Here is a 24,814-nt window from a genome sequence, read left to right on the forward strand (position 1 = left end):
TCCGGATCTTAACCCGGAGGTACGATGCCGACCCGAATCCTCGAAGACATCAAGCAGAAGGCCGCCCAGCTTCACGCGACGGTCATGACCGATGTCCTCCGGCGGTTCACTGAGGGGTCTTCGGACCTCCTTCGCCTTCTGGATTCTGCCCTTACCACCTTTGAGAATCTCATGGGTAGCGGCACCTCCTTCAGTCCTGAGCATTGCAGGAAAGCAGCCGGGACTCTGGAAGACCTGCTCCTTGAAATGGATAAATTAAACCCGGTCCCGGAAGGGATGACGAGGCAATCGGTTGCTTCAGATCTTCAGGAACGAATCCAGGGATGGCTTCAGGATCTTCCAAAGATCATAACTCTGGAAGAGAGTCGAGAGCTTTACCGGAAGGTTCCGGAGGACCCATGGAACCGGAGGCTCCGCAAGGCAGTCCGACGGTGCGAGCTTGGAATCGGATCGGCCGGAAATCGTCTGAAGAGGGCGGTGCTGACCGTCGTCGGCAGAAAAGAGGTCCACGAACCCGCACTTGAACGCACACTTTACACCTCCGAATATCTTCACCACTTTGTCCTCGCACCTCTGACCCGGGAAATCGCCCTGCGCTGGACTGAGGCCATGAAAATCGTCTCGGAGGATCTGCACACGATCCACACCATTTTCGAGGACCTTGGGCTCCCCGAAGCTTTTGTAAAGAGCGAGGAGATTCCCCTTCTCGATATTCCATCCATTCAATCGGCTCGAAAAAGGGTAGAGGCATGCCTGGAGCGGCATGAAAATGATCTTCGAGCAACCCACGACTCCCTCTATACCCACAGGGAAGCACTTCTTCAGGACATGGACCGGGCATGGATCGAGGCAGGCACCGTCCTGCTTCCCGCAGAAGCCTACTCCTCTGACTCAACCGGGCAGGTATTTCATGATCTCGATCGTGAATTTAATCGGACATCCCAAAAATGGAGAACGCACCTGTCCGCCGATCTGGGAGAACTGGCCAAGGACCTGGAAATTCGCACACTTCAGTTCCGGATCCTGGCGATTGCCCTTGAAACCATGGAAGAGTTTCGAGATCGTACCGAGAATAAAATTCTCCCCAACCTGTCCGCACTGGCAGAAGTTTTTCCTTCAGTCATGGAACGCATCCAGGCTCATACCGATGGAACCGACACCCTCGCAGAGGTTCTTCGCAGGGAGAGAGCCGAAATCCTGAACCTCCTTATGAATAAACCCCTTCCCCGGGCCGTGGATGCTATCGTGGAGTCATCTCTTCCCGGTCTTCTCCGCTCCATTCCCAGAAGCATCGAGAAAGCGGCGGAAATACTGCGTGACCGGCACACCATCTTTGTGACACGGGAGATCTCCCATTCGGGACCGTCCTCAAAAATTACCGATATTCCCCTTCGATCCCTGGCCACGGAAGAGTTTTATGGTCCATTTATTCAGGATATTCACGAACTCCATAGTGTGACACGGGACCGGATCAGTACCATCCTCAACCACCTTTCTGAAATCGATGATATTGTCTCCTTCACCCTGGAGTCGGCGATTCGACATCTGGAAAGCGGAACGCAGGTTCAGGGAAAAGAAACATCGGGAAAGATTGCGGCGGAGGGACTCAAGCGGGCCTTTGGCCTGGCGCAGGACCAGACCCGGGACATAGCCAGACTTGGAGAAGAGGTGAACACCTCTCTTTCCGACCTTATCCTGAGTGTCATTGACGAGCTGGACAACCTGGGCAGGGAAACCCGGGCGGGTGCCATGCGGATTCGCCTGATTCAGGCCAGGGCCGTTACGTCCCTGGCCAGACGATTCCGCAGAATCGTGGCAGGAGTCCGGGCAAAAACCGCCTCATGGAAGGACCATGCAAATAAAATCACACAGGGCCTTCTAACCGGAGTCCGTCGGTTTCGGACCATAACGGGTCTTCAAAGGAAGGAGGGCGGAATCGGAGAAGAGCTCTCCAGATTTCTGCGGGAGACACAACGCAAACTGGATGCTCTTCCCTTCGTATACCAGAGGGTTTTCCGATTCGAAGCCCTGGAGGATGAACGTTTTTTTGTGGGGAGAGACCATGAACTTACCGTCCTGACCACGCAGATGGAGACCTGGAAGCAGGGAAATTTTTCCTCTACGGCAGTGGTGGGAGAACGGGGGTCAGGGCGTTCGACGCTTCTCAATGTCTTTCTGAATCGTTCCCATCTTTCCGCGAGAGCGCGGGTTCTTCGTCTTACCGGGACCCTGCCTGAACCAGAGGATCTTCTCCAGGTTCTTCATGAGGCATTTCCCGATATTACCTTTGACTCTCTGGACATGCTGGAGAAGGAACTGCTGGGTATGGACCGCATGTACATCGTAGCGGTGGAGGATCTGCAGAATATGTTTTTACGGACCGTGAGCGGGCTCGACACACTCGAACACTTCCTCCTCTTCATGTCCCGAACCCAGGCCCGTGTATTCTGGATCGTTACCTGCACTCTTTACAGCTGGGAATATCTTGACCGTGTTCTCAATATCTCCAGTTATTTTCATAAGGCGCTGGAACTGGATGTTTTTGATCGGGATGAGCTCTCAGCCATCCTCATGAGTCGTCATGGTGTCACTGGATTTCGCATCGTTTGTGACGAACCGGAGGATGTGAAAAAATTCAAGGCCCTGAAGCAGGCTTCAGCAAAGGAAGAGCGACAGTCCATCCTTCTTGCCGGCCTCATTGACCAGCTGTCCGCCCTGGCCGCAGGGAACGTTGGCGTGGCTATCCTTTTCTGGTTACGTGCGATCCGGGAGGTTGCCGACGGAGTCCTTCGCGTCTCCCCGGTCATCGACCTGGACGACTCCTTCCTGATGAATCTACCCGCTGAGGAGATCTTTACCCTTGCCGCCTTCCTCCAGCATGAAACCCTCACATCGGAGAACCATGCCCTCATTTTCCATCAGGGTCGTTCACAGAGCCAGAGCCTCCTTACACGTATGCACAACTTCGGTATCCTCGATTTGACACCCCGTGGATACCGAATTCACCCTTTCCTTTACCGGCCCGTTATCCACATCCTTCGGGCCAGGAACGTACTCCATTGAGCCGCCGACCATGACTCTAAGCTTTCGATGTTCCCATTTCTCCTTCCTGTTCGCAAACCTGGCCGCATCGGTTCTTCACTCCTCATCTACGACCTCTGAAAGCCGATCGATCGCGGATTCACTGAAGAACGCCAAACCCGATATTCCCTGGAGTCTCTCGTTTGCAAAGATTTTCTGGGCCGTAATCATTCTCACCCTGGCCTTTCTTGTTATCCGGTACCTCGCAAAGATTCTGGAATCTCTGGCTGAGCAGTGGCCCCGGTTTCGCCTGACGATCAAGGGGTTTATTCCAATCGTTCGGATCGTGGGATGGACGGCTGTTCTGTACTTTACCCTTGTGGGTATCTTTGCTCCGCCGATCGAAACCCTCGTAGCTCTGACCGCTTCGGCGGGCATTGCCGTGGGCTTCGCCTCCCAGGACATACTCAAGAACATTTTCGGGGGAATTGTTATCCTTTTCGATCACCCCTTCCAGGTGGGCGACAAGATCCAGGTTGGAGACCACTACGGAGAGGTGATCCACATCGGTTTACGCACTGTCAGAATCGTCACACCCGATGACTCCACGGTCTCCATACCCAATGCGGAAATCGTAAACCAATCCGTTTCCAACGCCAATTCCGGTGCCTCTCATTGCCAGGTCGTGGCTTCCTTCTACCTGCCCGCCGATATCGATCTTCCTGCAGTCAAACATGTCCTTCTGAGAACGGCAGCGGTTTCCCGTTACGCATACTTGAGGAAACCCATTGCTATCGTAGTTCGAAACGAGGTCCACCACGGCCGGTCCATCCTGAAACTTTCCCTCAAGGCCTATGTTCTGGATCTCCGGTTCGAGTTTCCCTTTCTTACTGAAATGACGGAAGTCGGGATGAAGGAGCTGATTCAGAAGGGACTCGTCTCTCCCGATCGGCTCGAACCCGTGAATCGGGCATAGCCAGGCTGTACCCCTGTAAAACTCTTTATTCCGGCATTGTTTTCATCCCATCATACGACCATCGTGGTACCATGGTCCCCGGCAGAGAGATCGAGGAACAGAATTGCCCGGCGAAGATGTCCCTGTTCCGGGCCCCGGTCATGGAGGTCACATGCGTAAAACGTATCACCCAATCCGCCCATCCGTAAACCTGACAGAAAGAGCCGGTTCTCCGCAACGGTGCAGGGCATGAGTTCCCGCGGGTTTGAATTATCCGTCCTTGAGGTTTCCACGACCCTGAAGGCGCAGCCCCTGGCATCACCCATCCGTCGATTGTCCGCTTTTTTCATCGATTGTTCCCTGCTCGCGATTCCCACAATGCTGATTACCTTCCTCGTTGCGGCCATTTCCCTTTCCATTTTTCATCCGGACGCCTTCCGTTCCCTGAAAGATATCGTTTCGAAGCAGATGGACCCGGCGGCACGACTTGCAGCTTTATCCTGCCTTGCTCCGATACTGGTCGAGATCGATGCACCCGGAATTCCTGCCTCTGTTAAGGCTGCCATGGAAGCCAAAGATCCTGAAAGAGCGGCAGAGATCCTGTCGCTCTACGACTTCGATATTTCCCTTGCAGTGGGAAGCAACCCGCCACCACTCCTGCCCGGTCACATCAGGATCGACGTCCAGCGTCTGATTCCCAACACGATTCGCGGAATCACGCTCTACGGCCTCTCCGCTCTCTATTTCACCCTCCTGACCATGGGAGGACGACCGGGTACCTTCGGGAAGAGATTACTGGGTCTCAGAGTCGCACGTCTGGATGGAAAACCCTTGAGCCTGTGGGAAAGTTTTGAACGGTTCGGTGGATATCTGGCCAGCGTGGGCACCTTTGGACTCGGCTTCCTTGATCTGTGGCGGGATTCAAATCGGCGCCTGGCACACGACAAAATTTCGAACACCGTAGTGTTAAGGGCAATGCGTCATGTCGTGGAAGATTAGGGTCCCGGAATCGGGGACGCAACTCGAAATCAATCAGGCCCAGGTAACCTCAAAGACACAGGCTCTTTTGGCGCTTCCGGGTCTTGTGGCGCAGGCGGTGTGGTCTACCTGAATCCGTTTCGCCCCCAGTTCCTCCAGTGAACCATAGAGGTAGCCCACGATTGTAGAGCAGTCGACGGGTGTGGCCTTTTCCAGATGGTGGTGATCGACCGAGATGCGATAGTGGCCGTCCATGATGGGTTCGATCTTCAGATCGCGCGCGGCTTCTTCACCGTAACATTTCTGATAGAGAACGCGGAAGGTGCTTCCAATCCAGTGGTCGGGAGTCTTTCCGGCATAGAGAAGCCGAAAGACGGACCTGGCCTGACGGCGGGCGTTGAAACGGCCCGCCTCAAAGGGAATGCATGAATCCCGGGAGGAGGAGGTAAAGAGAGGCGCGTCAGGCCCTTTCAGAACATGGGTCATGGCCTCGAGGAGGACCTTATCCACCCAGTCCGGCAGATAGGAGGTGGCCAGGACGGCCCCTCGAAAGAACCGTTTTTCCAGAAAATCGGCCCTCTCCTTTGTTCCGGCAAGAGTCAGAGATTCTTCGTGAATCCTGTCCAGCATCTTCTTTGGATCCAGACCATTCCCTTCACTGTACTCCTGGATAAACTGAAGACGACCCTTGATGAAGTCACCCAGTTGATGCTCTTCCTGTACCATAGTGCCCCCCGGCATAATTTACATCCTTTGGTCTGGATGCTGTCTTCATCATAGCACAGCCTGTACGCAGCGGTAAGGCTCCGCCCATCTTCCGGCAGTCAAGGTGAATGTGGTAAGGTAACGGGCATGGAGAAACCATCTCGTCCCCTTATATCCGCCCTGGTTACGACCTTTAACGAGGAACAAAATATCGGGGAATGCATCGAATCGATCCTCTGGGCTGATGAAGTCATTGTCGTGGACAGTTTCTCGACGGATCGAACGGTGGAGATTGTAAGGAAATATCCCACGGTCAAGCTCTTCGAGCGACGTTATTACGGAGCGGCATCCCAGAAGAACTGGGCAATGGATCAGACAACCCATCCATGGATTTTCATCATTGATGCCGACGAACGTGTAACGCCTGAACTCCGGGACGAGATCCTCCGTCTCCTGGAACGTGGACCGGATAACGAGGCCTACATTGTCAATCGGCAGGTTTATTTCATGGATAAGCGTCTTCGGTTCTCCGGGTGGCAGCACGACCGGGTCGTCCGCCTCATCAGGCGGGGTGCGGGCCGATATCCCAACAAGCGCGTCCATGCCGACATGAAGACCGAGTGTAAGCCGACGGTCCTGAAGTATTCCCTGATTCACTATATGATCGAATCCTTTGATCAATATCTGCCCAGGATCGTCAACTATGGCTTCTGGGGTGCGGGGCAGGGTTGGAAGACCAGAAAGCGTGCGGGTGTCTTTGAAGTCTTCATCCGTCCTATCTGGCGATTCCTGAGAATGTACGTCTTCCAGGGAGGCTTCCTGGATGGCATGCACGGTCTGGTCTTCTGCATGCTCCAGAGCTTCGGGACCTATCTCAAGTGGGCCATTCTTTGGGAGTTTTACCAGAATGCGAAACGCGGACGCCAGCCGGCCCTTCCGCCCTTTGACGAAGACGATTCAACCTGGGAAGTGAAAGAGTAAATCCCTTATTCCTGACCGAAGATTCATCCTCAGAATTCTTATCGGCATCAATCGGAGATCTCATGGCTTTCGGGCCGGAGGCCGCGGCTTTAATAGATCGGGAAAGAGAACCGGATCGACGGCCCGTTTTTCCGGTCCCAGAACTCCGTTCCACTCCCTGGTATCAAAAAGAAGGTAGAGTTCTTCACCATCAGGCATTATCGTGAGGCCCTTCATCCCCGAATCATTCGTCACGAGGAGCAGATATCGTGAATCCTTCGACCAGGCAAGCTGGCACTCTCCGTCGTAGCGCAGGGGATAGAGAAGAACCCAGATCTGGTCCAGAAACCGGGTTCCCTCGGAGAGGAGAACCATACGGGAGATCTTTTTCGACACATGGGCTGTGAATCTTCCATCGGGTGAAGGCTGAGAGACCTGATCATCGGGCATGGAGAAATATCCATCGGTGTTCATGCGCAGTTTCTGGGTATTGGGATGGAGCGTAAAGTTAAGAATGCGATCCTGCCGCTCAAGATTGCTGAGTCGAAAGTTCAGGAATCCAGTTTCGCCGATCCGGACTTCACTGTCTTTTGTATTGTCCGGAGCAGTGCGAACGGGCAGTGCATGAAGGTCTCCCTGCGCGGAAAGATGGGACACCTTCCACTCGATGGGTCGAAAGCGGCCGGAGGGTGGAAAGACCCCGGATACCCGGTCAAAGAAAAAGACAACAAAATTTCCATCCTCCCACTTCTCCAGCTCTTTTCCATTCCTTCTATGAGCAGTCTGATCACTCAGAACCAGGAATCCACGGCCATCATTTTTCCATCGAACGCTAAAGCGTGCCTCGGGGTCGCTATCGGTCGGCGGCGTAAAGGTGCGGATCAGAATTTCCCGGGTACCCATCACCATGGAGTATTCAACCTGGAGTATTGGGGCTGATTTTCCGCCAGGAAAAGAGGCCTCTGTGTCCAGAAAGTAGAGACGAACCACCCTTGTACCATCGGGGGAGAGAAAACGGGGGGTGTCTTCATCAGCGGGAAAGAGGTTTTCCGAACGCACAAAAGAGGCAATCGTGAAGGCCAGTGCGATCCACAGAATCGATTTCATTGTTTCCCCTCGAACCGGCGTTCATGGTTCAGGAGCCATTCCTTTCTCCACAGACCTCCCCCATACCCGGTGAGGGAGCCGTTCGCTCCCACAACACGATGGCAGGGCACAATGATGGAGATCGGATTTCGATGGGAGGCCTGACCGACAGCCCGCATGGCCTTTGGACGGCCGATCCTTTGTGCAAGCTCACCATAGGAACGGACCGAACCGTAGGGAATCGAAACCATGTCCTCCCACACGGCCTTTTGAAAGAGAGTACCCTCAATCTGGAGGGGCAGGTCAAAGACCGTGAGCGTACCTCGAAAGTAGGCCCGGAGCTGAGACGAAGCTTCGGCCAGAGCCCCTGTCATTTTCTGATTCGTCTTTTCCGGCTCTTCGTTGGTAAAATCCAGGTACAGGATGGCGTCCGGGCTCCCCGCAAGGCGGAGAAACCCGATGGGGGTTTCCAGGTGCACGGTTATCAGGGTATTTCGATCCATGTCTGATTCTCTCTTTCCGACAGTCTGTTTCGCCTTTCCTTTCCCGGAGGAAAGCCGAAGTTTCTAACGAAAGCGGACCTGAATCCGCTCGCCGACTCAAAGCCGCAGGAATAGCCCACATCAAGGATGTCCGCGCCCTTTTGGAGAAGGGTCCGGGCCCGATTCAACCGGAGACGGCGATGGTAGGATGCGGGACTGGTTTCCAGGTAGGCACGAAAATACCGTCGAATCGTGGTTGCGTCCACACCAGTCCGGGCGCTCAGTTCGTTTTCATCAATTCGACGAGTCAGATCATGGTTCAGAACTTCGAGGACTGCGTGAAACCAATCCGGTTCCGTTCGCGGGTAGAATTCCGATCGACACCGCTTGCATCCCCGCAATCCTGCCGTGACAGCTTCTTCCCTTGAGCGATAGAAGATGACATTTTCCAACCGGGGCTGCCGGGCCCGGCAGGAAGGAAGGCAATAGATCCCGGTGGAGTGTACACCAACCCAGAAATGTCCGTCGAAATCAGCATCATTATCACGCATGGCCTGAATCATCCGGGCCGGGGTCAGATGGCTCATATCCTAACTATACCACCCGTACGATGGATGTCCACCGAAAAACGGGTCAGGAATTTTTTTTCTTTGTCAGGATAGCTTTTGCGGATGAAACAATGTTATCGATCGTGAAACCGAACTTCTTCTGAAGAGCGGCGTGGGGAGCCGATGCACCGAAGGTTGCCATCCCAATGCTGATACCCCGGGGACCCACATACTTGGGCCATCCCAGTGTCGATGCCTGCTCAACAGAGATGCGCGCCGTAATATCCGGCGGTAATACAGTATCTTTATATTCCTGATCCTGGTCTTCAAATACCTCCCAGGACGGCATGCTCACGACCCGGCTTTGTATTCCCTCCTCTTTCAACGCTTCGAAGGCCTTCAGGCAGAGGATCACCTCGCTTCCTGTGGCCAGGAGCAGAAGATCCGGCGGTCCTTCCTCCGGGTCCGCAAGAATATAGGCTCCACGGTGAAGTCCGGAGGCAGACCGGTATGCTGTGCGGTCTATGGTGGGCACGGCCTGGCGGGAAAGGACCAGGGCCACGGGGGTATTTTTAAGCTGAAGGATAAATTTCCAGGCCTCCACGACTTCGTTGGCGTCGGCGGGTCGAAGGGTGATCAGACCCGGAATGGCCCTCAGAGAAGCCAGATGTTCTACGGGCTGGTGGGTGGGACCATCTTCCCCTATGCTGATGGAGTCATGGGTAAAGATATGAATGACGTGAAGCTCCATCATGGCGCTGAGGCGAATGGCGGGCCTGGCGTAATCGGAAAAGATTAGAAATCCTGAGCCGTAGGGCCTCAGGCAGCAGTGCCCGAGCCCATTCAGAATCGAGGCCATGGCGTGTTCCCGTACACCAAAATGGATATTTCTTCCCGCGTAGTTTGCGCTTGAGAAGTCTCCTGCACCCTCGAAGGTGAGGAGTGTCTTGGTGGAAGGCCCAAGGTCAGCGGATCCTCCAATGATCCAGGGTACCTGCCGGGCCAGCGCGTTCAGGACCTTTCCCGACGCCGCCCGCCCTGCAAGGCCTTTCTCGTCGGGAGGGAAGGTGGGTAATCCGTGCTCCCAGCCCTCCGGGAGGCTGTGGTTTTTCATTGTCTTTAAATGGGCGAAGAGCTCAGGATAGGTCAATTCATAATCCTGCCATGCCTTCTGCCAGGCTCCGTACAGGTCCCGACCCCGGGCACCGGCTGTGGCCCGAAGATGTTCTCGAATACCATCGGGAATATAAAACGAGGCTTCTTCCAGCCATCCGTAGTTCTTTTTGGTTCTTCGGATCTCCTCGCCACCCAGAGGCTCACCATGCGCCGCCGGCGTATCCTGTTTCGTGGGTGAGCCATAGGCAATATGGCTGTCCACAATGATCAGAGTCGGCCGATCCATGGTATTGCGGAAATTCGTAAAGGCTCGCCTCAGCTTATCCAGATCGTTGGCATCTCCGACCCGTGTCACGTTCCAGCCATACGCCATGAACCGGGCCGCGACATCTTCGGAAAATGTAAGGTCCGTGGATCCTTCAATCGTAATTCGGTTGTTGTCATACACCCAGCAAAGATTCGAAAGCTTGCAATGGCCGGCCAGGGAGGCCGCTTCCGAAGAGACACCCTCCATGAGGCATCCATCCCCGCAGAGGGCAAAGACATCATAGGAAAACAGTTCATGTCCCGGTCGATTGAATGAGGCTGCCATCCATTTCGACGCCATGGCCATCCCCACACTGACCGCGACACCCTGGCCCAGAGGTCCTGTGGTGGTTTCAACTCCGGATGTCAGGCGAAATTCCGGATGGCCGGCACAGACGCTTCCGAGCTGCCTGAAATTTCGAATATCTTCCATGGTTACGGCTTCTCGATCGGTGGGCTGTCCCCGTTCATCGAGACGACGAACACCAAAGAGGTGCAGAATGGAATAGAGGAGCATGGAAGCATGGCCGATGGAGAGAACAAAACGATCCCGGTTCGCCCACAGGGGGTCGTCCGGATGGTAGCGAAGAAAATCCTTCCACAAACAGTAGGCAACCGGTGCCATGGCCATCGCAGTTCCGGGGTGGCCCGAATTGGCCTGCTGAACTGCGTCCATGGTCAGGGTTCGGATCGTGTTGATGCCGAGAAGATCGAAGTCATCGCTCTTCCGATCCTTCAAGGTCGGGGAAGATGGAGCGGAAGGCAGCTCAGGCCGGTCTTTTTCATCCAATGGCACCTGAAAATCTTACCATATCGCACTCCCGCTTTCGACCCGTTCCGGACGGAAACGGCAGGATTCGGCTGGTATACTGGTTCCATGGGCTGTTTCCGATTCCTCTCTTCTCTATGGCCGTCCGGAAAACGAGTGATCCTCTTTTTCCCACTTGTCCTGATCATAACCGCATGTTTTGAACCTCCCGTACAGGAACGCCTCGACCTCATATTCCTTCCCGATCACCTCATCACGCTTCGTGTCACCTCTCGAATCGAAGAACCGGCCGGTACGGCTGATAATGAGACCCTCACGCGACGGCTCCAGGAGTCCAGGAAAGAAATTCTGGAGGGATGGGATTTGTGGACCCGCCGCTTTGAACGGATGGCTGCCCTGAGGGAAAGAACCGTCTTTGAACGGACCGGAGGAAAGCTTATCAGGTACGAGCATGAAGTGGTCATATCCGGTCCGGAAAGCCTTCGGGGTTTTTTTGATTACACCGATCTTCGAACCTATTACTCGGAACGGGAGGGAAATGCTGAATTTTCCATCGTTGCCGCCGACTCCACCCGGGCAACCCGTGAACAGCGGAAACGAGTCGACGACGTGCTCGATCCCTGGTGTGTATCGATTGTCGATTATCTCGACCGACTTCGTACGCTCTATCGCTATGTAGAGTCCAATCCAGAACGGGCACGGACCTGCATGGGACATCTTCTGAACGATATCCTTTCAGCAGAGACACGAAGCGGGCTGGATGATTTAACTGAAGTCGAGCAGGAGATGGTCCAACCCGTCGAGGACGCTATGGCCGATGTGTACCGGGTTCTCCTGGTGAACCAGGGCGAAGCCTTTACCCTGAATGAACTTTCCGACCGGGTCTTCAATCCCTTTCCCGCAGAGTTTCATGTCTCCGTACCCGGGAAAATTCTGGAAACCGAAGGATTCACCCTTGACCCGGATGGAACCCTTACCACACCGGGCCTTTCCATCTGGAACAGCTACCGCATACTCCAGGATGAACTGGCCCATCCCGATCCCCTCTCTATTCTGATTGAAACGCATCTCTCCCGGACCCGGTCGTCTTTCGATCTGGATCCTGTGATTGCAGAGCCGCGATCTGTTCACCCTCCTGCCACAGCGCCTGATCTCAGGACAAAGATTGACGTTGCACTGACTCCCGCACCCCTCTATCGCGTGAAATGGAAGATCCCGGCTCAGGAAGCAGGAAGGGACGAAGAGGCGGGTTCTCAAAGATGAGGAGAAAAGATTCCAGAGAGCAGGACTCTCGGAACCCGTCCTATCCGGATAGCTTTGTTCGGGGAGTCAACCTCTACCATCGCGCCGATTACTGGTGTTCCCATGAAGCCTTCGAGGAACTCTGGCTGGGGAGTGCCGAACCGGAGCGCACGTTTTCCAAGGCTATGGTCCAGCTGAACGCCGCTCTTTTCCATGCGGGAAGAAAAAAGTGGAATTCCGTCATCAGGCTTCTCACCCGGGTCTCCGCCTATCTCGAATCGATGCCGCAGGATGTCCTCGGGATTTCGACAGCGGAGCTCAAGGTCTCCGTGGACAAACTCAAAGAAGGCGCCATCGAAGCCCGGGCCGGGAAAAGGGCCTTTCCGTGGCAGAGGAAACCGGTTCTCCATCCGCCGGGAATTGTTCTCCATGGACGCCGCCGCCTGCGACCCATGGACGGTCCGAAGAGCACCGCACCCCGCTGGAGGCACGGATCTCCTTCATCCTCTCTCCCGCATCACGGCAAAACTCCCTTCAAATAGCGGATTTCCCGTGAGTTTGGAATCGGGTTTGTTCAGAAGGACCGCATCACGGGAAGAGTGCCCGGCACTCATATACTTCGTGGACGCGGTCCTTCCCGAAGGCCACCGTGGTTTCGATATACCGGCGGAGCTCATCCCGGTGCCTGGATAAGGGAGGATCGTCCTCCAGGACGTCCATCACGGAGTGGCCAAAACGGCTCAGGGCTTCCACCACTTCCTCTGCGGGAACTTCTTCCGCAAACCTCTTTTCCGCCATATCGGCACAATGATCCATGAAGACCGAGCGCCGATCGGAGACGATAGAATTCATCAGGGAGTGAAGCAGCATCTTTCCCTCCCAGATCATCGTATCGGGATTCATGGACCGATAGTGGCTCAGGATGATATTTCCATGGCCCTGAAGAACATCCGCGGCAATTCGGGTCAGGATCTTTGTCTCCAGTGTTCGAAGCCGGTGGTGGATCTTAAGGTTCACGGCAGAGCGATCTTTGTGCAGAAATGCGTAGTTCCTCTGTGTCCACTCCAGGGGATCGGACCTCATGTTTTCCACGATGAAGGGAATTCTCCGCAATACCTGCAGACGCGGAGAGGGTTCCCATCCCAGGAGATGGCGGGTGCGGGAGGCATTGATCCAGAGCTGGCGGTCGATGTGACCGGCCATCCAGGGACATTCAAAGGGAAGGCGATGGAACGCACGATAGAGGTGATATCGGAGAGAGATACCCAGTCTGCATAACGGAATCGGCATATGACGAGGCGGAACCACCTGCCCGTAGTAGGCACGGGTCGAAGATTCATAGAGTTCCCTGTGCGTTACCGCTCCATCCCACGATGGAATCAGAACCGAACCGGGAGGGATGATCTCCCGCTTCTGCAACAGGAGGCGAATAAACCGTACCAGATCTCTCATATGCAGGAAGGGTATGGCCGATTCTCCCCGTCCGGCCATGATTCTCGAAGCCCACCGTCCGGAAAGCCATGTCGTCATAAAGTGATAGAGCGGCGGATAATCGCACCAGTCGGAGAAGATGGCGGGAAACCGGATAATCATCGAATCAAAATGATCCCTGTACTCCGGCAGCATCCGCTCTCCCATCGCCTTGGTGCGGGCGTAGATATGCTTTCCATCGGGAGGAGAGGATTCATCCAGAGACTGGTCGGCTTCCGGATAGTCACAGGCCGCCAGGGAGGAAATGAAGATAAATCGCCGCACTCCGATCTGCTTTGCCGCGTTCAGGACATTCCGTGTACCGGTCACATTGGTGGACTGGTAGGCCGGATTCTCATCCTGTTTGAAATCATAATAGGCCGCCATGTGGAGAACCGTGTCGATGGTTCCCCCTTCCGCAGCCTCGCGAAATGCGTTAACCAGGGGTTCTTCATCGGAAATGTCGGCCTGGAAATATTTAATTTCCCTGGAAATGGGTACATCGATCTGTGAGGGGTGACGTCTGCCGAAGGCCGAAATGTCCCAGTCCTGCCTGAGTGCATCGACGATATGCCTCCCCGCGAATCCCGTTGCACCGGTGATGAGGAGACGGCCCTCGATGCTCACGGTAGCACCGCCTGAATGCCTGATTTCCTGTGTCCCCGTTTCCATCTCAATCGTGGAGTCATGTTCCATGCCTCCTTTTTTCCTCGTCTCTCCCGCGCTTTCCTCTCCCATTATACTCCCGATGGTAGAATGGGGCAGGGAGGAACGCATGGGACACATGACCACACGGGACGGATACCGGTCCCTCGTCGATCGAATCAATCGATTTCCACAGGGAGCCCCACCTTCTGACACACTTTACGCAATTCTGAAGCTCCTTTTTTCCGAAGAAGAAGCTTCCCGGGTCGCCCACCTGCCCATTCGTCCCTTCACTTCAAAACAGGCGGCACGAATCTGGAACATGAAGATCACGGACGCCGAAAAGATTCTTGATGCCCTCGCGGGACGGGGGATTCTTCTGGATGTGGAACTCAGGGGACAATCTCATTACGTCCTCCCCCCTCCGATGGCCGGTTTTTTCGAATTCTCTCTCATGCGCCTTCGAGCCGATATCGATCAGAAGAATTTGTCCGAGCTACTCTTCCAGTATCTCAATGTCGAGGAGGATTTCATCCGGACTCTCTTCACAACCGGAGACACCCAGCTGGGACGCGTGATGGTCCACGAAGAATCCCTTTCTCCGGACCTTTCCTTTCATGTGATGGACTACGAGCGGGCCAGTGATGTTGTTCGGCACTCCTCAACCATGGCAGTCGGTATCTGTTACTGCCGCCACAAGATGCTCCATCTTGATCGGGCGTGCAAGGCACCGCTCAATATCTGCATGACCTTCGGTTCCGTCGCACGATCCCTGATCAAACACGGCATCACCCGGGAAGTCGATCACTCGGAAGGGATAGACCTTCTTCAGGAGGCGCGGGATCGGAAACTGGTCCATTTCGCCGAAAACGTCAGAGAAAATGTAAGCTTTATCTGCAACTGCTGCGGCTGCTGCTGTGAGGCCATGATCGCCGCTCGGCGCTTTGCCCACCTTCACCCCGTACACACCACAAACTATCTGCCGTCCGTGCGGAGTGATCTCTGTACCGGATGTGGAAAGTGCGCGGATGCCTGCCCCGTGGAGGCGATGACGATGGTATCCGCCAACGATCCCCGAAAGACACGACGCAAAGTTGCAAAGCTGGATGAGAACATTTGTCTCGGATGCGGAGTTTGCGTCACCGAATGTTCCGAAAGGGCGCTTCAATTGAAGACACGGGACGAACAGGTCATCACTCCGGTGAATTCAGCTCACAGGGTCGTCGCCATGGCTATTGAGCGGGGCAAACTCCAGAACCTCATCTTCGACAACGGTGCCATGTCCAGCCACAGAGCCATGGCTGCCATCCTGGGGGTGATCCTGAAGATGCCTCCCGTCAAACAGGTCATGGCCTCAAAGCAGGTGAAATCCCGTTACCTGGATCGACTCCTGTCCAGGGGTTCTATCGCCTGATTGTTACGGATCAGAGAAAAAGAATGAATTAGTTCTTGGGCCAGGTCCGGGAGGTACGTTCCACTTCGCGCAGAACACGGAAAATATTACCTCCAAGGATCTTTGCAACGTCTTCCGGGCTGTACCCGCGGTCCAGAAGAGCTTCCGTAATTTTGGGATACCCGGTCACATCTTCCAGACCGATGGGGAAGGAGCCGGCACCGTCATAATCCGAACCCAGGCCAACGTGATCAATGCCTGCGACATGAACGATGTGGTCAATGTGATCGATCAGCCGATCCAGGCCGGGCCGGTCGGGCCCCTTCTCCTTCCACAACTGACCGATCGCCTGCCAGTAGGCCCCCTTATCGTCCGCGTAAGTCTTTTTCAGCTCTTCATACACGGGTTCCATGGAGGTTCGAAATTCCTTTGCCTTTTTCGCATAGTCACTATCGATGTACTCGGCATAGAAGTTCACCTGTACGGTGCCTCCTGCTTCCGCGATGGCACGCAGGAGGTCATCGGGTAAGTTCCGGGGCGTATCACAAACGGCCCGTGCGCCGGAGTGCGACGCCATGACCGGTGCCCTGGAGACATGGAGGACATCCCGGACGGCATCGTCGGACAGGTGGGACACGTCGACGACCATGCCCAGACGGTTCATTTCCGTGACTACCTCTTTTCCAAAGGGACTCAGCCCTCCCCATTTCGGCGGGCTGTCCGTCGAGGAATCACAGATCGAATTGTGCTTTACATGGGTAAGGGTGATCGCTCGAACTCCGAGACGATAATACGTACGAAGCATGGAAAGCTTCCCCTCGATCGGTCCCCCGTTTTCCATGCTGATCAGGATTGCCCTGCGTCCTTCCCTGTGAAGTCGAAGAATATCGCTTGAATTTCGCGCAATTTCAGCTCTCTCCCCGTACCGTCCAACCTGGTTGCAGATTTCATCCAGCAGGGTAAAGGCCCGTTCGGAAGGATGGTCCATGTCCTGATCGTTGGGAACAAAAACGGCAAAGAAAACAGCATCGAGACCTCCTTCCACCATGCGGAGGAGATCAAGGTCCGCCCGGGGTTCCCGGGTCCCGATATCGACGTGTCCGTAATACATGGCCAGGGGAGAGTCGACATGGGTATCAAAGACGAGGGCCTTCTCGTGGATGGCCTGCGGTGAGGCGGGTTCCTTCGCCGCCCCATATCCTGAAAGGGTTGCAATCTGCAATACAACGAATGCGAATACCGCGATCCGTTTCATATCAGGGATTTACCGGGCAACGAAACACAGGGTACGCGCCATGCTACTCAGCGGCCGGCGACGGGGTCAACGAATTCTTTCTGGTTTGTGTAACAGCTGGGTGTGTAGGCGGCCCCATCCGTCGTATGGGGAAATCCCCCCCACAGAAGAATCCTGGAACCGGTCCATACGCACCTGGCCCAGTATCGTGCGGTGGGCATTCCGTTCATAGACGTAGGTGTCCACGTATCGAGACCGGGACGATAAAGTCCGCCCGTGTCCAGAAAGTCATCGTCCGGATTGTCCGAAGCATCGACCCACCCCCAGCCACCCCACACGAAGAGTTCACGCCCCGTGTAACAGGCAGTGTGGACGTCACGGGCCGTGGGTGCACCTTCGGTGGAAATTTCTGACCATGTGTCCGTTCTCAGGTCGTAGAGAGCACCGGTCTGGGAGAAGGTGCCATCCCATCCTCCCCAGATAAGAACTCCGTTCCCGGTCAGAAAGGCTCCGATGGATGTTCGGGGAGAAGGCGTATTGTCTACCGAAATGGCGGACCAGGAATTATTCGCAGGATCATATCGTCCGCCCGTGTACTGGTAAAGACCTTCCCCATAGCCGCCCCAGACCACCATTTCGGTACCCGTCCACACGGCCATGTCTCCATTTCGTCCGGGAGGCGCCGTTGTATCCAGAACGGACGACCAGGTATCCTCAACAGGATCGTAGATGCCGCCCGTCTCAAAGTAATCGGCACCATTCCAGCCGCCCCATACAATCATCTTCGTTCCGGTCCATACCGCGAAGAAGGCCGCCCGTGCATCCGGAGCGTCTTCCACACTGGTGAAGGTCCAGGTATCGGAAACCGGGTCATAGAGTCCGCCAGACTGTTTAAAGGTGCTTTCAATGTTGGACGCATATCCCCGGCCGCCCCAGACCAGCATTCGGCTCCCGGTCCAGAAGGCCCGGTGATAGTATCGCGCGGTGGGGACGTTTTCCTCTGAAGTGGGGGACCATGCGTCGAGCGCCGGATTGTATCGGCCGCCTGAATATTCGTAGCGATAGGTCATCCCACCCCACACGATCATTTCCGCTCCCGTCCAAACGATGGTATGGCGGTCCCTGCCTTCAGGGGCTCCATCAATGGACATCGCATGCCACTGATCCGGTTCGCAATCATAGGATTCAAAGATCGAGGGCGGAACCTGGGAGACAATCCTGGAAGCTTTTTCCGGGAGGTCCCTCAGAAGATCCCCGGGCTTCATGGCCTGAATCTGACGATCAAGCCAGGGCCGGGGATGGATTTTGGACACCTGTATCGTCTCCATTTCCGCAGAAGATGTACCCCGTCGAAGAACACGGCGTAGCATAAAAGAGTCCCGATACTCCGAGGCCGACCATACGCGGTCATCTCCGGGCAGCCCGGAAAAAAAGCTGTAAAAGGCTGTTGGAGGCAGGGTGATGGCATCGGAGTCCGTGTCATAGGGAAGAACCTCGGGCTCGACAAGGACGACATTGTCCCTGAAGTATTCAACACCATAGAGCTTCGCAAGAAACTCGGGGTCGACACTGTCCGCTCGAGCCATGAGCGTATGGAGCAGATGCCTCCTGGCAGCATGAATTTCAGCATCCGCTGAAAAGTGACGAAGAAAACGCCTTTCGGCGACGAGAGGACGGAGGACAATTTCCCGTATCAGGATCGGATTGTATTCCAGTGCTCGATAAAGATCATTCAGCATGGCCGGGTCGTTGGTATCCCGGAGCACGCGATCCCATTCCGCATCCAGGTCGGCCTGGGTGACGGGATCATTCCAGCGATCCTTCAGGATCCTGCACTCGGCAAGAGAGTAGATTACCCTGGTGCGAATCATATTCAGCACGTCGTGGTTCAGAACCCACGGACCATGATCAATTCGGTGGTCCTGGTAAACCTTTTCAACAGCCGCCCTGAGAGCAACACGACCTTCAAGGTTAAGGTCCACGGAAGCTGGATCGGCTGTAACGGCTCCTGCCGCGAAGAGAAGGGCGGCACCGAGCCGGAGAAATCTGCGTTGCATACAAAACCTCCTCAGGTACGAAACCTAATGATAACACAGGAACGGCTGACGTTCCCCTCTTTTACGTCCCAAAGAACACAGATGTTGTCAGGATTTCCGGCCTCTGCGGGTATCCTCGAACTGATACAATGGCTCCATGGCGATCCTTCGGCGGAAACTCTACATGATCCAGAGACAACTTCATGACTGAGCTGCACTCTTCCGGGTTCCATTGGCTGGTTCAGACCACACTCATTCTGGTTTTTGTTTTTGGAGCCGTTTTGATTCTCATTTCCCTCATGGAGTCATGGTTTATCTACTTCCCGGACCGCTCCACAACCGACCTGGACCGGAATTTCGATATCCTTTCAAGGTCATCCACGGTCTCTTCGGTGGAAAATGTCACCTTTGAAACAGCCGACAGCCTTCTTCTTCACGGCTGGTATTGCAGTGCACGGGGAGAAAAGGGGAACCGGCCCGTCGTTCTCTTTTTCCACGGGAACGCGGGAAATCTGCCCCACCGTTTGGAAATCCTCTCCACTCTCCTCCGCCTGCCTGCCGATGTATTCATTTATGATTACAGGGGATACGGCCGGAGCCAGGGTAAACCTTCTGAAAAGGGTCTCTACCGGGACGGTGCGGCCGCCTTTGACGACCTGACACAGAGACGCTCCATCCCTGCGAACCGCATTCTTCTCTATGGCGAATCGCTTGGCGGCGCGGTAGCCGCCCAGGTCGCCGTGGAGAAAAATCCCGGGGGCCTGATCCTTCAGTCCACCTTCACGTCCATCCGGGACATGGCGGCCGCAGCCATGCCCTGGGTTCCCCCATTCCTGATCCGTACCCGGATGGATACGGTTCGAAAAATTCCGTTCGTACGGTGCCCCATCTTGGTGATCCACGGTACGAAGGATGATATTGTCCCCGAGTCGATGGGGAAAGCGCTCTGGAAAGCCGCAGGAGAAAAGGCAACGTTTCTGGAAATTTCCGGAGCAGGCCACAACGATATCGATACAATTGGTTCGGACCAGATCCTGTCCGGCGTCCGCGAGTTTATCGATTCATTGAACTGAGCGGCCTTACGCCGGAACGGTTTCAGTCTTGAGGATCTTCTTCCTCTGCCCACTCTGCATCTTCGACAGGATAAAACGATTCCAGGATTTCCCTTGCCCGTGCTTCATCCCTCTCATGAACGAAGAGAGGAATCTTCAAGGGAGCCGGGTACGTCCCCACCGCTCCGATAATTGCAGGGTCCAGTTCCTTGGTAAAGGCCACAATCCCTTCTTCCTCCAGCGCTGCCATGACCTGCTGAAGGAGAAAGGGATCTTCGAATTTCTCCAGGATCGTAACTTTCCCATATGGATCGACGGATCGAGGAACGTCCGATACGGTGGAAGGTGGAAGATCGTGAGAGGGTGAAGGAGCCTTCAACCCCCGCAATGCCGCTTCGGCCCGGATCAGATCGTACGCTTCCGGACGGAATTCTTCGGATCCCCTGGACAGGTAATCGAGGAGAACCTCATCCGACAGTCTGGAAAACTGCCGCTTCAGCCGGTTGTACTCTTCCGGCTCCACGATCTACTTGAGAACATCGAAGTCGATGTCTCCCAGAAAGTCCTTGATCGTCTCCATGGGGACCCCGGACGATCCGTTAATTTCAACCAGGTATCGGTCGTCAAAGATATAGGTCAGTTCCCCATCCTGATCCGCTTTCTGCCACTTTTCGTATCCCTTGTGCCCCTTGAACTCGAAGACCTTTTCGTACCCGTTTGAATCTTCATGCCTGACATTCATGGCCATAAACATGCGCGCTCCGGCCAGCAGGGCACTCATGGTTCCGGAATCGGAGATTTTGACAAAGACGGAGGTGTCCCCCTTCTCATATGTGGCTTCCACGTGAGAAGACTCAACGGAGCCCATGGCATCACGGGAATAGAAGGGTTCTCCCCGGCTCCAGCCGCCGACATCTGGAAGAGCCTTCATGAGCGTGGCTTCATCGGCGACGACGATCTCTCCGCCCTGCTGTTTTTCAGACGCTTCCTTCATACCTTTGGCAAATTCCTGCATCGCTTCAAAGGGATTGGCTTCCTCAGTCTTTTTCGTGTCACTCTTTTCCGCGGTGTCGGATTTTTCTTCCTTCTGGCTGGAGGCCCTCTGATCGGACCCGCCGATAAACTTCTGAATGACCTTCTTGAAACAGGCCGTAGAGCCCATGGCCAGAATGACACACAGGGAAAGCATGAGAATCTTTTTCATAGAAACCTCCTGACCCCGTGATTATACTCTGAATCGGGCATTGCTGAAGAGAAGGAAGGATAGAGGAATCCGGATAGAAAAAGAGAAAAAGCTGCAATTTCTTCTTAACCTGGAACCGGATGAACAGGATCAGGGTGTCGCAGCTTCTCCGACGGACTCCTTCTTCCTGTCCATTCTGTCCGTGACGGTTCGAAAGACCAGCAGGGCGATAAATGCAAGCATCCCTACACCGAAAAAGGCATACCAGATGTAGTGAGCATGGGCGTAGGCCGCAGGCATGGTACCCTTTCCCGCGAGGGCTGTCTGGTACAGAGCCTGCACGTCCGGGGAGAGAGTGGTGGGTTCGGGGCAAAAGGCATCCAGCAGGTATCCGGACAGAACAAAACCAATAAACCAGGCGAAGAAGGTATTGAGGTGGGCATAGCCCAGGTATAACCCTTCCTGGCCCTTTGGAGCCTGACGCGAGGCGAATTCATAGTAACGTGGGCTTAAGAAGCATTCGGCGAGGCCCTGGGAAGCGATCCCGATTACCATCATGACAGTGATCGGATGGACGGACCAGCCTGCCACGTTCACATTCCCCGACAAGAGGGAGGATAGAGACATGGTCAGTGCCGAGAAGGGAATGATGGCCATGGCAATCCCGATGGAGGTTACCGGCCGGAGCTTTCGAACCAGGTGAGTGATAGGGACGACAAGGCTGACGACCACCAGGGGATTGACGTTGGCATACCATTCCGGGCTTGCCGCCTCACCCACCATGCGGAGAACGTATTTGGGCATGGAGGCGTAAAGTTGTCCCTGGATCATCCAGAACCCGGCAGTGATCAGGATAAGGGAAAGAAAGCGAAAATTGGTCAGGGCTTCCCACATGCCCCGCAGCGTTTCCCCGATTGATCTGGGGCGTTCGTCATGGTCAGCTTTTTTCGGCCAGTAGAAGAAGGCAACAACCAGAAGGGCAAGGAAACAGGCTCCTGCGGAGTAGAGGGGAATGTACTCGAGGCCCAGAGAGACCCGGACCGGTTTTGCAATCGTCTTCCCCGTGAAGGATCCGATATTCACAACCATGTAAAAGAGGCTGTACGCCCGGGCTCGGTTGACCGTGTCGGACGACTTGGCGACGGTCCCTGTAATCAGGGGCTTAATGAATGCGCCCCCCACGGAAACCAGAAAGAGAGAAACGATGACGAGGAGCTTGGTGGGAAAGAAACCCAGGCCTGCATAGCCCAGTCCCAGGAGTGCAAAGGCCAGCATCAGCGCCGCCCTGAACCCGATTCGATCGGAGATGGCACCGACGATCATGGGAAAAAAGTAGATCAGGGCGGAGTACCCGGCCCCGATCCATCCCGCCTCGATATCGGTGAACCCTACGACTCGGCTCAGGTAAAGGGCCAGGGAGATGTACATACCGTAAAAGGCCGCACGTTCGAGGAGTTCAACGGAATTGGCCGTCCAGAAGATGGCGGGGAATCGCCAGGTTGTGGCGGAATGGGTCATCGGTTCTCCTTCGTGAAACAATCATCTCCATGCTGTATGGAGTTGTTCCATTCTACACTATCGAATCAATCCCGCTCTCCCCGGATGGTATGATGGTGCAATGTACGTAAGGTTTGTCCTGGTCCGCCCCCTCTACGCCATCAACATCGGCATGGCAGCCCGTACCCTGAAGAACTTCGGCTTCGACGACATGGCCTTTGTCGAGCCGGAGAGCAGTCCCTGCCACCCCCAGGCGTTCCAGTACTCCATGACGGCAAAGAGCATCCTGGAGGAAGCACCGGTTTATTCTTCCATTGAGGAAGCCACTGCTGGCTTCGACATCACGGTCGCAACGACCCACACCGGAGGAAAGGCCCGACCCCTTCTCATCCCATTGCCCGACCTGGCGGAACACCTGGCCGGCCGGCCCCGGGTTGCCGTTCTCTTCGGTTCGGAGGGAGGCGGACTGCGGCCGGAGGAGCTTCACAGTGTGGACCTTGCCACCACGATTCCCACCGTGGAGGGAAAGGCCGGGTCCCTGAACCTGGCGCAATCGGTGGCCGTGGTCGCCTACGAATTGTCCCGGAAAGAGGAGACCCGCTCACCCGACACGGCCCAGCTGGCGGCGCTGGAAGACTTCCTGGAAAAGGCTCTCTATCAGCGTAAATTCTTTTCAGCAGAAGATCACCTGCCGGGCCCGACCCACCTTAGGCGGATGCTCCGCCGCATGGCTCCGGACAACCGGGAGGGCGCCTTTCTCTTTGCCCTCTTCAAGTTTCTCCTGGATGAACCCCGCTGAGGTTTCCTGCCCCTTATCCCGGTTCGGAAAAACGTTCACCGACATCCCGATAGATTTCCACAAGCTGATGTAAGCTCTTCACTCCTACCCACTCCCCTTCCCGGTGAAAATTCCCTCCCCTGGGACAGACGTTGAGAATGGGAAGACCGGGGCGGTTCCGATGGATGACATTTTCATCCGCCACCGAGTATCCCATTGTGTACGCGCGAAATCCCGCCACCCGCTGAACCGAGTCCCGCACCAGAGACGTAAAGGGGTGATCCTCCGAGGTTGCAAAGGCCGGGCCTCCGGGCGTGGGACGGGAAGCAAAGACCACGCTGACAGGCAGGAGACTTCCATCCCTCCGGGGAATCTGCAGGCTTCCATCTTTTACCATCTCATCCATCAGGTTATCGAAGACAGCCTTTACATCCCGGTCCGTCATCGACGGCGTGTATGAGCAGCTGACGCGGACCGTTCCGTACACGGGAATGGAGAGAGTTCCGTCTCCCGCCTCGATCCGGCTGACGTAAAAGGACCCCTCAATCGAACGAGCCGCACGGACGTCGGGAACTGCAGAAACTGAAAAGGTAAAGGTATCCCGGAAGTTGTCCCAGAGAGCTTCGATTCGTTCTACGATCCGTGCCGCATTGCGCGCCGCGCTGATGAGGAGTCCATGGCCGGCTTCCGCACCGTGCCCGCCGGTCCCCGGAACGGAAATTTCCAGCTCACACCGGCCCAGGCGCCCGAGGGAGATCGCCGAGGGGCCCAGGCCGGCATTGGGTCCGTCATCGATCTCCGGCACCAGGCAGGCATGAACATCGTCCAGGAATGAGCTTTCCACCAGGACATTTCCGCCCAGGGAAAAGAACTCCTCATCGACGGCAAGGGCCAGTTTGATCCTGTGGTCTGCAGGTTGGAGATCGGAAAGGGCCGTAACCATGGCGGCGATCCCACCCTTCATATCGCTGGCCCCCAGACCCGTGATGGCTTCTACCCTTTCTCCATGTACATCGATCGAGAGACGTTCGGGGGTAAGGGCCCGCTCCCTTGACGGCCAGGGCTTTGCGGTGACGGTATCCATGTGGCCGTAATAAAGGATGGAACGGTCTCCCGTGCCCCGTTCCGCCAGCAGGTTATGGAGGATCCGGCCCCGGCTGTCCCTGTGGACCGGCTGGCGCTGCACCTGCCAGTTTCGTTCCAGCAGAAGGGTTTCGAGGTATTCTGCGATGGCAAATTCGTTTCCCTCCACAATCCAGTCTGAATTCCCCTCCACACCGGGAGGCCTGCATTCAAAGGGATTGATCGAATCGATGGCAATCAGTTCTTCGGTTAATCTAACAACATCCATGGGCGTT

Annotated in this window: 22 protein-coding genes; 9 read left to right on the top strand and 13 right to left on the bottom strand. The window is 55.4% G+C overall.

The window, feature by feature from the left end:
- The first annotated feature begins 24 nt into the window (after window positions 1–24).
- Window positions 25–3,063: an ATP-binding protein gene (locus PLD04_06990; GenBank protein ID HXK68075.1), complete on the top strand. Its 3,039-nt coding sequence runs from the start codon at window positions 25–27 to the stop codon at window positions 3,061–3,063.
- The gene (locus PLD04_06995) at window positions 2,990–3,997 is read left to right on the top strand and encodes a mechanosensitive ion channel (GenBank protein ID HXK68076.1); all 1,008 of its coding nucleotides are present in this window, start codon (window positions 2,990–2,992) and stop codon (window positions 3,995–3,997) included. Before PLD04_06990 ends, PLD04_06995 begins: the two co-directional genes overlap by 74 nt.
- 50 nt (window positions 3,998–4,047) lie before the next feature.
- On the opposite strand, the gene PLD04_07000 is transcribed toward PLD04_06995, so the two are convergent.
- Window positions 4,048–4,227: a hypothetical protein gene (locus PLD04_07000; GenBank protein ID HXK68077.1), complete on the bottom strand. Its 180-nt coding sequence runs from the start codon at window positions 4,225–4,227 to the stop codon at window positions 4,048–4,050.
- Between PLD04_07000 and PLD04_07005 the strand changes: the two genes are divergently transcribed.
- Window positions 4,226–4,975: an RDD family protein gene (locus tag PLD04_07005; GenBank protein HXK68078.1), complete on the top strand. Its 750-nt coding sequence runs from the start codon at window positions 4,226–4,228 to the stop codon at window positions 4,973–4,975. The genes PLD04_07000 and PLD04_07005 overlap by 2 nt on opposite strands.
- A 33-nt stretch (window positions 4,976–5,008) precedes the next feature.
- On the opposite strand, the gene PLD04_07010 is transcribed toward PLD04_07005, so the two are convergent.
- Entirely contained in the window at window positions 5,009–5,695 is a 687-nt protein-coding gene (locus tag PLD04_07010; GenBank protein HXK68079.1) for a hypothetical protein, read from the bottom strand.
- Between the two features lie 111 nt (window positions 5,696–5,806).
- Between PLD04_07010 and PLD04_07015 the strand changes: the two genes are divergently transcribed.
- A complete protein-coding gene (locus PLD04_07015) occupies window positions 5,807–6,640 on the top strand; it encodes a glycosyltransferase family 2 protein (GenBank protein HXK68080.1) in 834 nt (277 codons plus the stop codon).
- Window positions 6,641–6,700: 60 nt separating this feature from the next.
- Here the strand turns inward: PLD04_07015 and PLD04_07020 are convergent, their stop codons facing one another.
- Genes PLD04_07020 through tkt form a run of 4 tightly spaced genes read right to left on the bottom strand, consistent with a single transcriptional unit; the run spans window position 6,701 to window position 10,896 of the window.
- Window positions 6,701–7,726 carry a hypothetical protein gene (locus PLD04_07020; protein ID HXK68081.1) on the bottom strand — a complete coding sequence of 342 codons (1,026 nt, stop codon included), beginning with the start codon at window positions 7,724–7,726 and terminating at the stop codon, window positions 6,701–6,703.
- Entirely contained in the window at window positions 7,723–8,208 is a 486-nt protein-coding gene (locus tag PLD04_07025; GenBank protein ID HXK68082.1) for a methylated-DNA--[protein]-cysteine S-methyltransferase, read from the bottom strand. Before PLD04_07025 ends, PLD04_07020 begins: the two co-directional genes overlap by 4 nt.
- The gene (locus tag PLD04_07030) at window positions 8,190–8,774 is read right to left on the bottom strand and encodes an Ada metal-binding domain-containing protein (protein HXK68083.1); all 585 of its coding nucleotides are present in this window, start codon (window positions 8,772–8,774) and stop codon (window positions 8,190–8,192) included. The genes PLD04_07025 and PLD04_07030 overlap by 19 nt, the downstream gene beginning before the upstream one ends.
- A 46-nt stretch (window positions 8,775–8,820) precedes the next feature.
- Window positions 8,821–10,896: a transketolase gene (tkt, locus tag PLD04_07035; GenBank protein ID HXK68084.1), complete on the bottom strand. Its 2,076-nt coding sequence runs from the start codon at window positions 10,894–10,896 to the stop codon at window positions 8,821–8,823.
- Between the two features lie 138 nt (window positions 10,897–11,034).
- Between tkt and PLD04_07040 the strand changes: the two genes are divergently transcribed.
- Window positions 11,035–12,189, top strand: coding sequence for a hypothetical protein (locus PLD04_07040; protein HXK68085.1), 1,155 nt, complete (start codon window positions 11,035–11,037; stop codon window positions 12,187–12,189).
- Window positions 12,186–12,710 carry a DUF309 domain-containing protein gene (locus PLD04_07045; protein ID HXK68086.1) on the top strand — a complete coding sequence of 175 codons (525 nt, stop codon included), beginning with the start codon at window positions 12,186–12,188 and terminating at the stop codon, window positions 12,708–12,710. Before PLD04_07040 ends, PLD04_07045 begins: the two co-directional genes overlap by 4 nt.
- A gap of 46 nt (window positions 12,711–12,756) precedes the next feature.
- Here the strand turns inward: PLD04_07045 and PLD04_07050 are convergent, their stop codons facing one another.
- Complete coding sequence (locus tag PLD04_07050; protein HXK68087.1) at window positions 12,757–14,334, bottom strand: NAD-dependent epimerase/dehydratase family protein; 1,578 nt, start codon at window positions 14,332–14,334, stop codon at window positions 12,757–12,759.
- 79 nt (window positions 14,335–14,413) lie between these two features.
- Between PLD04_07050 and PLD04_07055 the strand changes: the two genes are divergently transcribed.
- A complete protein-coding gene (locus PLD04_07055; GenBank protein ID HXK68088.1) occupies window positions 14,414–15,697 on the top strand; it encodes a 4Fe-4S dicluster domain-containing protein in 1,284 nt (427 codons plus the stop codon).
- Between the two features lie 28 nt (window positions 15,698–15,725).
- Here PLD04_07055 and PLD04_07060 read toward each other — a convergent pair whose 3' ends face one another.
- Both PLD04_07060 and PLD04_07065 read right to left on the bottom strand, forming a co-directional pair.
- Window positions 15,726–16,931 (bottom strand): dipeptidase, encoded by a 1,206-nt coding sequence (locus PLD04_07060; GenBank protein HXK68089.1) that lies wholly within the window; start codon window positions 16,929–16,931, stop codon window positions 15,726–15,728.
- Window positions 16,932–16,978: 47 nt separating this feature from the next.
- Window positions 16,979–18,967, bottom strand: coding sequence for a hypothetical protein (locus PLD04_07065; GenBank protein HXK68090.1), 1,989 nt, complete (start codon window positions 18,965–18,967; stop codon window positions 16,979–16,981).
- A 182-nt stretch (window positions 18,968–19,149) separates the two neighbouring features.
- Between PLD04_07065 and PLD04_07070 the strand changes: the two genes are divergently transcribed.
- Window positions 19,150–20,019 (top strand): alpha/beta hydrolase, encoded by an 870-nt coding sequence (locus PLD04_07070; protein HXK68091.1) that lies wholly within the window; start codon window positions 19,150–19,152, stop codon window positions 20,017–20,019.
- Window positions 20,020–20,041: 22 nt separating this feature from the next.
- On the opposite strand, the gene PLD04_07075 is transcribed toward PLD04_07070, so the two are convergent.
- From PLD04_07075 to PLD04_07085, 3 genes are all read right to left on the bottom strand, one after another.
- Window positions 20,042–20,521, bottom strand: coding sequence for a DUF2007 domain-containing protein (locus PLD04_07075; protein ID HXK68092.1), 480 nt, complete (start codon window positions 20,519–20,521; stop codon window positions 20,042–20,044).
- Window positions 20,522–20,524: 3 nt separating this feature from the next.
- On the bottom strand, window positions 20,525–21,202 hold the full coding sequence (locus tag PLD04_07080) for a hypothetical protein (GenBank protein ID HXK68093.1): 678 nt from the start codon (window positions 21,200–21,202) through the stop codon (window positions 20,525–20,527).
- 129 nt (window positions 21,203–21,331) lie between these two features.
- Window positions 21,332–22,699 carry an MFS transporter gene (locus PLD04_07085; protein HXK68094.1) on the bottom strand — a complete coding sequence of 456 codons (1,368 nt, stop codon included), beginning with the start codon at window positions 22,697–22,699 and terminating at the stop codon, window positions 21,332–21,334.
- A gap of 100 nt (window positions 22,700–22,799) precedes the next feature.
- Here PLD04_07085 and PLD04_07090 point away from each other — a divergent pair, with 100 nt between their 5' ends.
- Window positions 22,800–23,477, top strand: a complete 678-nt coding sequence (locus PLD04_07090) for an RNA methyltransferase (GenBank protein HXK68095.1) — start codon at window positions 22,800–22,802, stop codon at window positions 23,475–23,477.
- 13 nt (window positions 23,478–23,490) lie between these two features.
- On the opposite strand, the gene PLD04_07095 is transcribed toward PLD04_07090, so the two are convergent.
- Window positions 23,491–24,807 (bottom strand): M20/M25/M40 family metallo-hydrolase, encoded by a 1,317-nt coding sequence (locus PLD04_07095; protein HXK68096.1) that lies wholly within the window; start codon window positions 24,805–24,807, stop codon window positions 23,491–23,493.
- Window positions 24,808–24,814 lie beyond the last annotated feature (7 nt).

This window comes from Thermoanaerobaculia bacterium, from assembly GCA_035593605.1.
In the GTDB taxonomy this organism is placed as follows: Bacteria; Acidobacteriota; Thermoanaerobaculia; order UBA2201; family DAOSWS01; genus DAOSWS01.

Excerpts from the sequence above, each read along its gene's own strand:
- PLD04_06990 (HXK68075.1), top strand. The coding sequence starts at position 25 with ATGCCGACCCGAATCCTCGAAGACATCAAGCAGAAGGCCGCCCAGCTT.
- PLD04_07005 (HXK68078.1), top strand. The coding sequence starts at position 4,226 with ATGAGTTCCCGCGGGTTTGAATTATCCGTCCTTGAGGTTTCCACGACC.
- PLD04_07000 (HXK68077.1), bottom strand. The coding sequence starts at position 4,227 with ATGCCCTGCACCGTTGCGGAGAACCGGCTCTTTCTGTCAGGTTTACGG.
- PLD04_07010 (HXK68079.1), bottom strand. The coding sequence starts at position 5,695 with ATGCCGGGGGGCACTATGGTACAGGAAGAGCATCAACTGGGTGACTTC.
- PLD04_07015 (HXK68080.1), top strand. The coding sequence starts at position 5,807 with ATGGAGAAACCATCTCGTCCCCTTATATCCGCCCTGGTTACGACCTTT.
- PLD04_07020 (HXK68081.1), bottom strand. The coding sequence starts at position 7,726 with ATGAAATCGATTCTGTGGATCGCACTGGCCTTCACGATTGCCTCTTTT.
- PLD04_07025 (HXK68082.1), bottom strand. The coding sequence starts at position 8,208 with ATGGATCGAAATACCCTGATAACCGTGCACCTGGAAACCCCCATCGGG.
- PLD04_07030 (HXK68083.1), bottom strand. The coding sequence starts at position 8,774 with ATGAGCCATCTGACCCCGGCCCGGATGATTCAGGCCATGCGTGATAAT.
- PLD04_07040 (HXK68085.1), top strand. The coding sequence starts at position 11,035 with ATGGGCTGTTTCCGATTCCTCTCTTCTCTATGGCCGTCCGGAAAACGA.
- PLD04_07045 (HXK68086.1), top strand. The coding sequence starts at position 12,186 with ATGAGGAGAAAAGATTCCAGAGAGCAGGACTCTCGGAACCCGTCCTAT.
- PLD04_07050 (HXK68087.1), bottom strand. The coding sequence starts at position 14,334 with ATGGAACATGACTCCACGATTGAGATGGAAACGGGGACACAGGAAATC.
- PLD04_07055 (HXK68088.1), top strand. The coding sequence starts at position 14,414 with ATGGGACACATGACCACACGGGACGGATACCGGTCCCTCGTCGATCGA.
- PLD04_07060 (HXK68089.1), bottom strand. The coding sequence starts at position 16,931 with ATGAAACGGATCGCGGTATTCGCATTCGTTGTATTGCAGATTGCAACC.
- PLD04_07065 (HXK68090.1), bottom strand. The coding sequence starts at position 18,967 with ATGCAACGCAGATTTCTCCGGCTCGGTGCCGCCCTTCTCTTCGCGGCA.
- PLD04_07070 (HXK68091.1), top strand. The coding sequence starts at position 19,150 with ATGACTGAGCTGCACTCTTCCGGGTTCCATTGGCTGGTTCAGACCACA.
- PLD04_07080 (HXK68093.1), bottom strand. The coding sequence starts at position 21,202 with ATGAAAAAGATTCTCATGCTTTCCCTGTGTGTCATTCTGGCCATGGGC.
- PLD04_07085 (HXK68094.1), bottom strand. The coding sequence starts at position 22,699 with ATGACCCATTCCGCCACAACCTGGCGATTCCCCGCCATCTTCTGGACG.
- PLD04_07090 (HXK68095.1), top strand. The coding sequence starts at position 22,800 with ATGTACGTAAGGTTTGTCCTGGTCCGCCCCCTCTACGCCATCAACATC.
- PLD04_07095 (HXK68096.1), bottom strand. The coding sequence starts at position 24,807 with ATGGATGTTGTTAGATTAACCGAAGAACTGATTGCCATCGATTCGATC.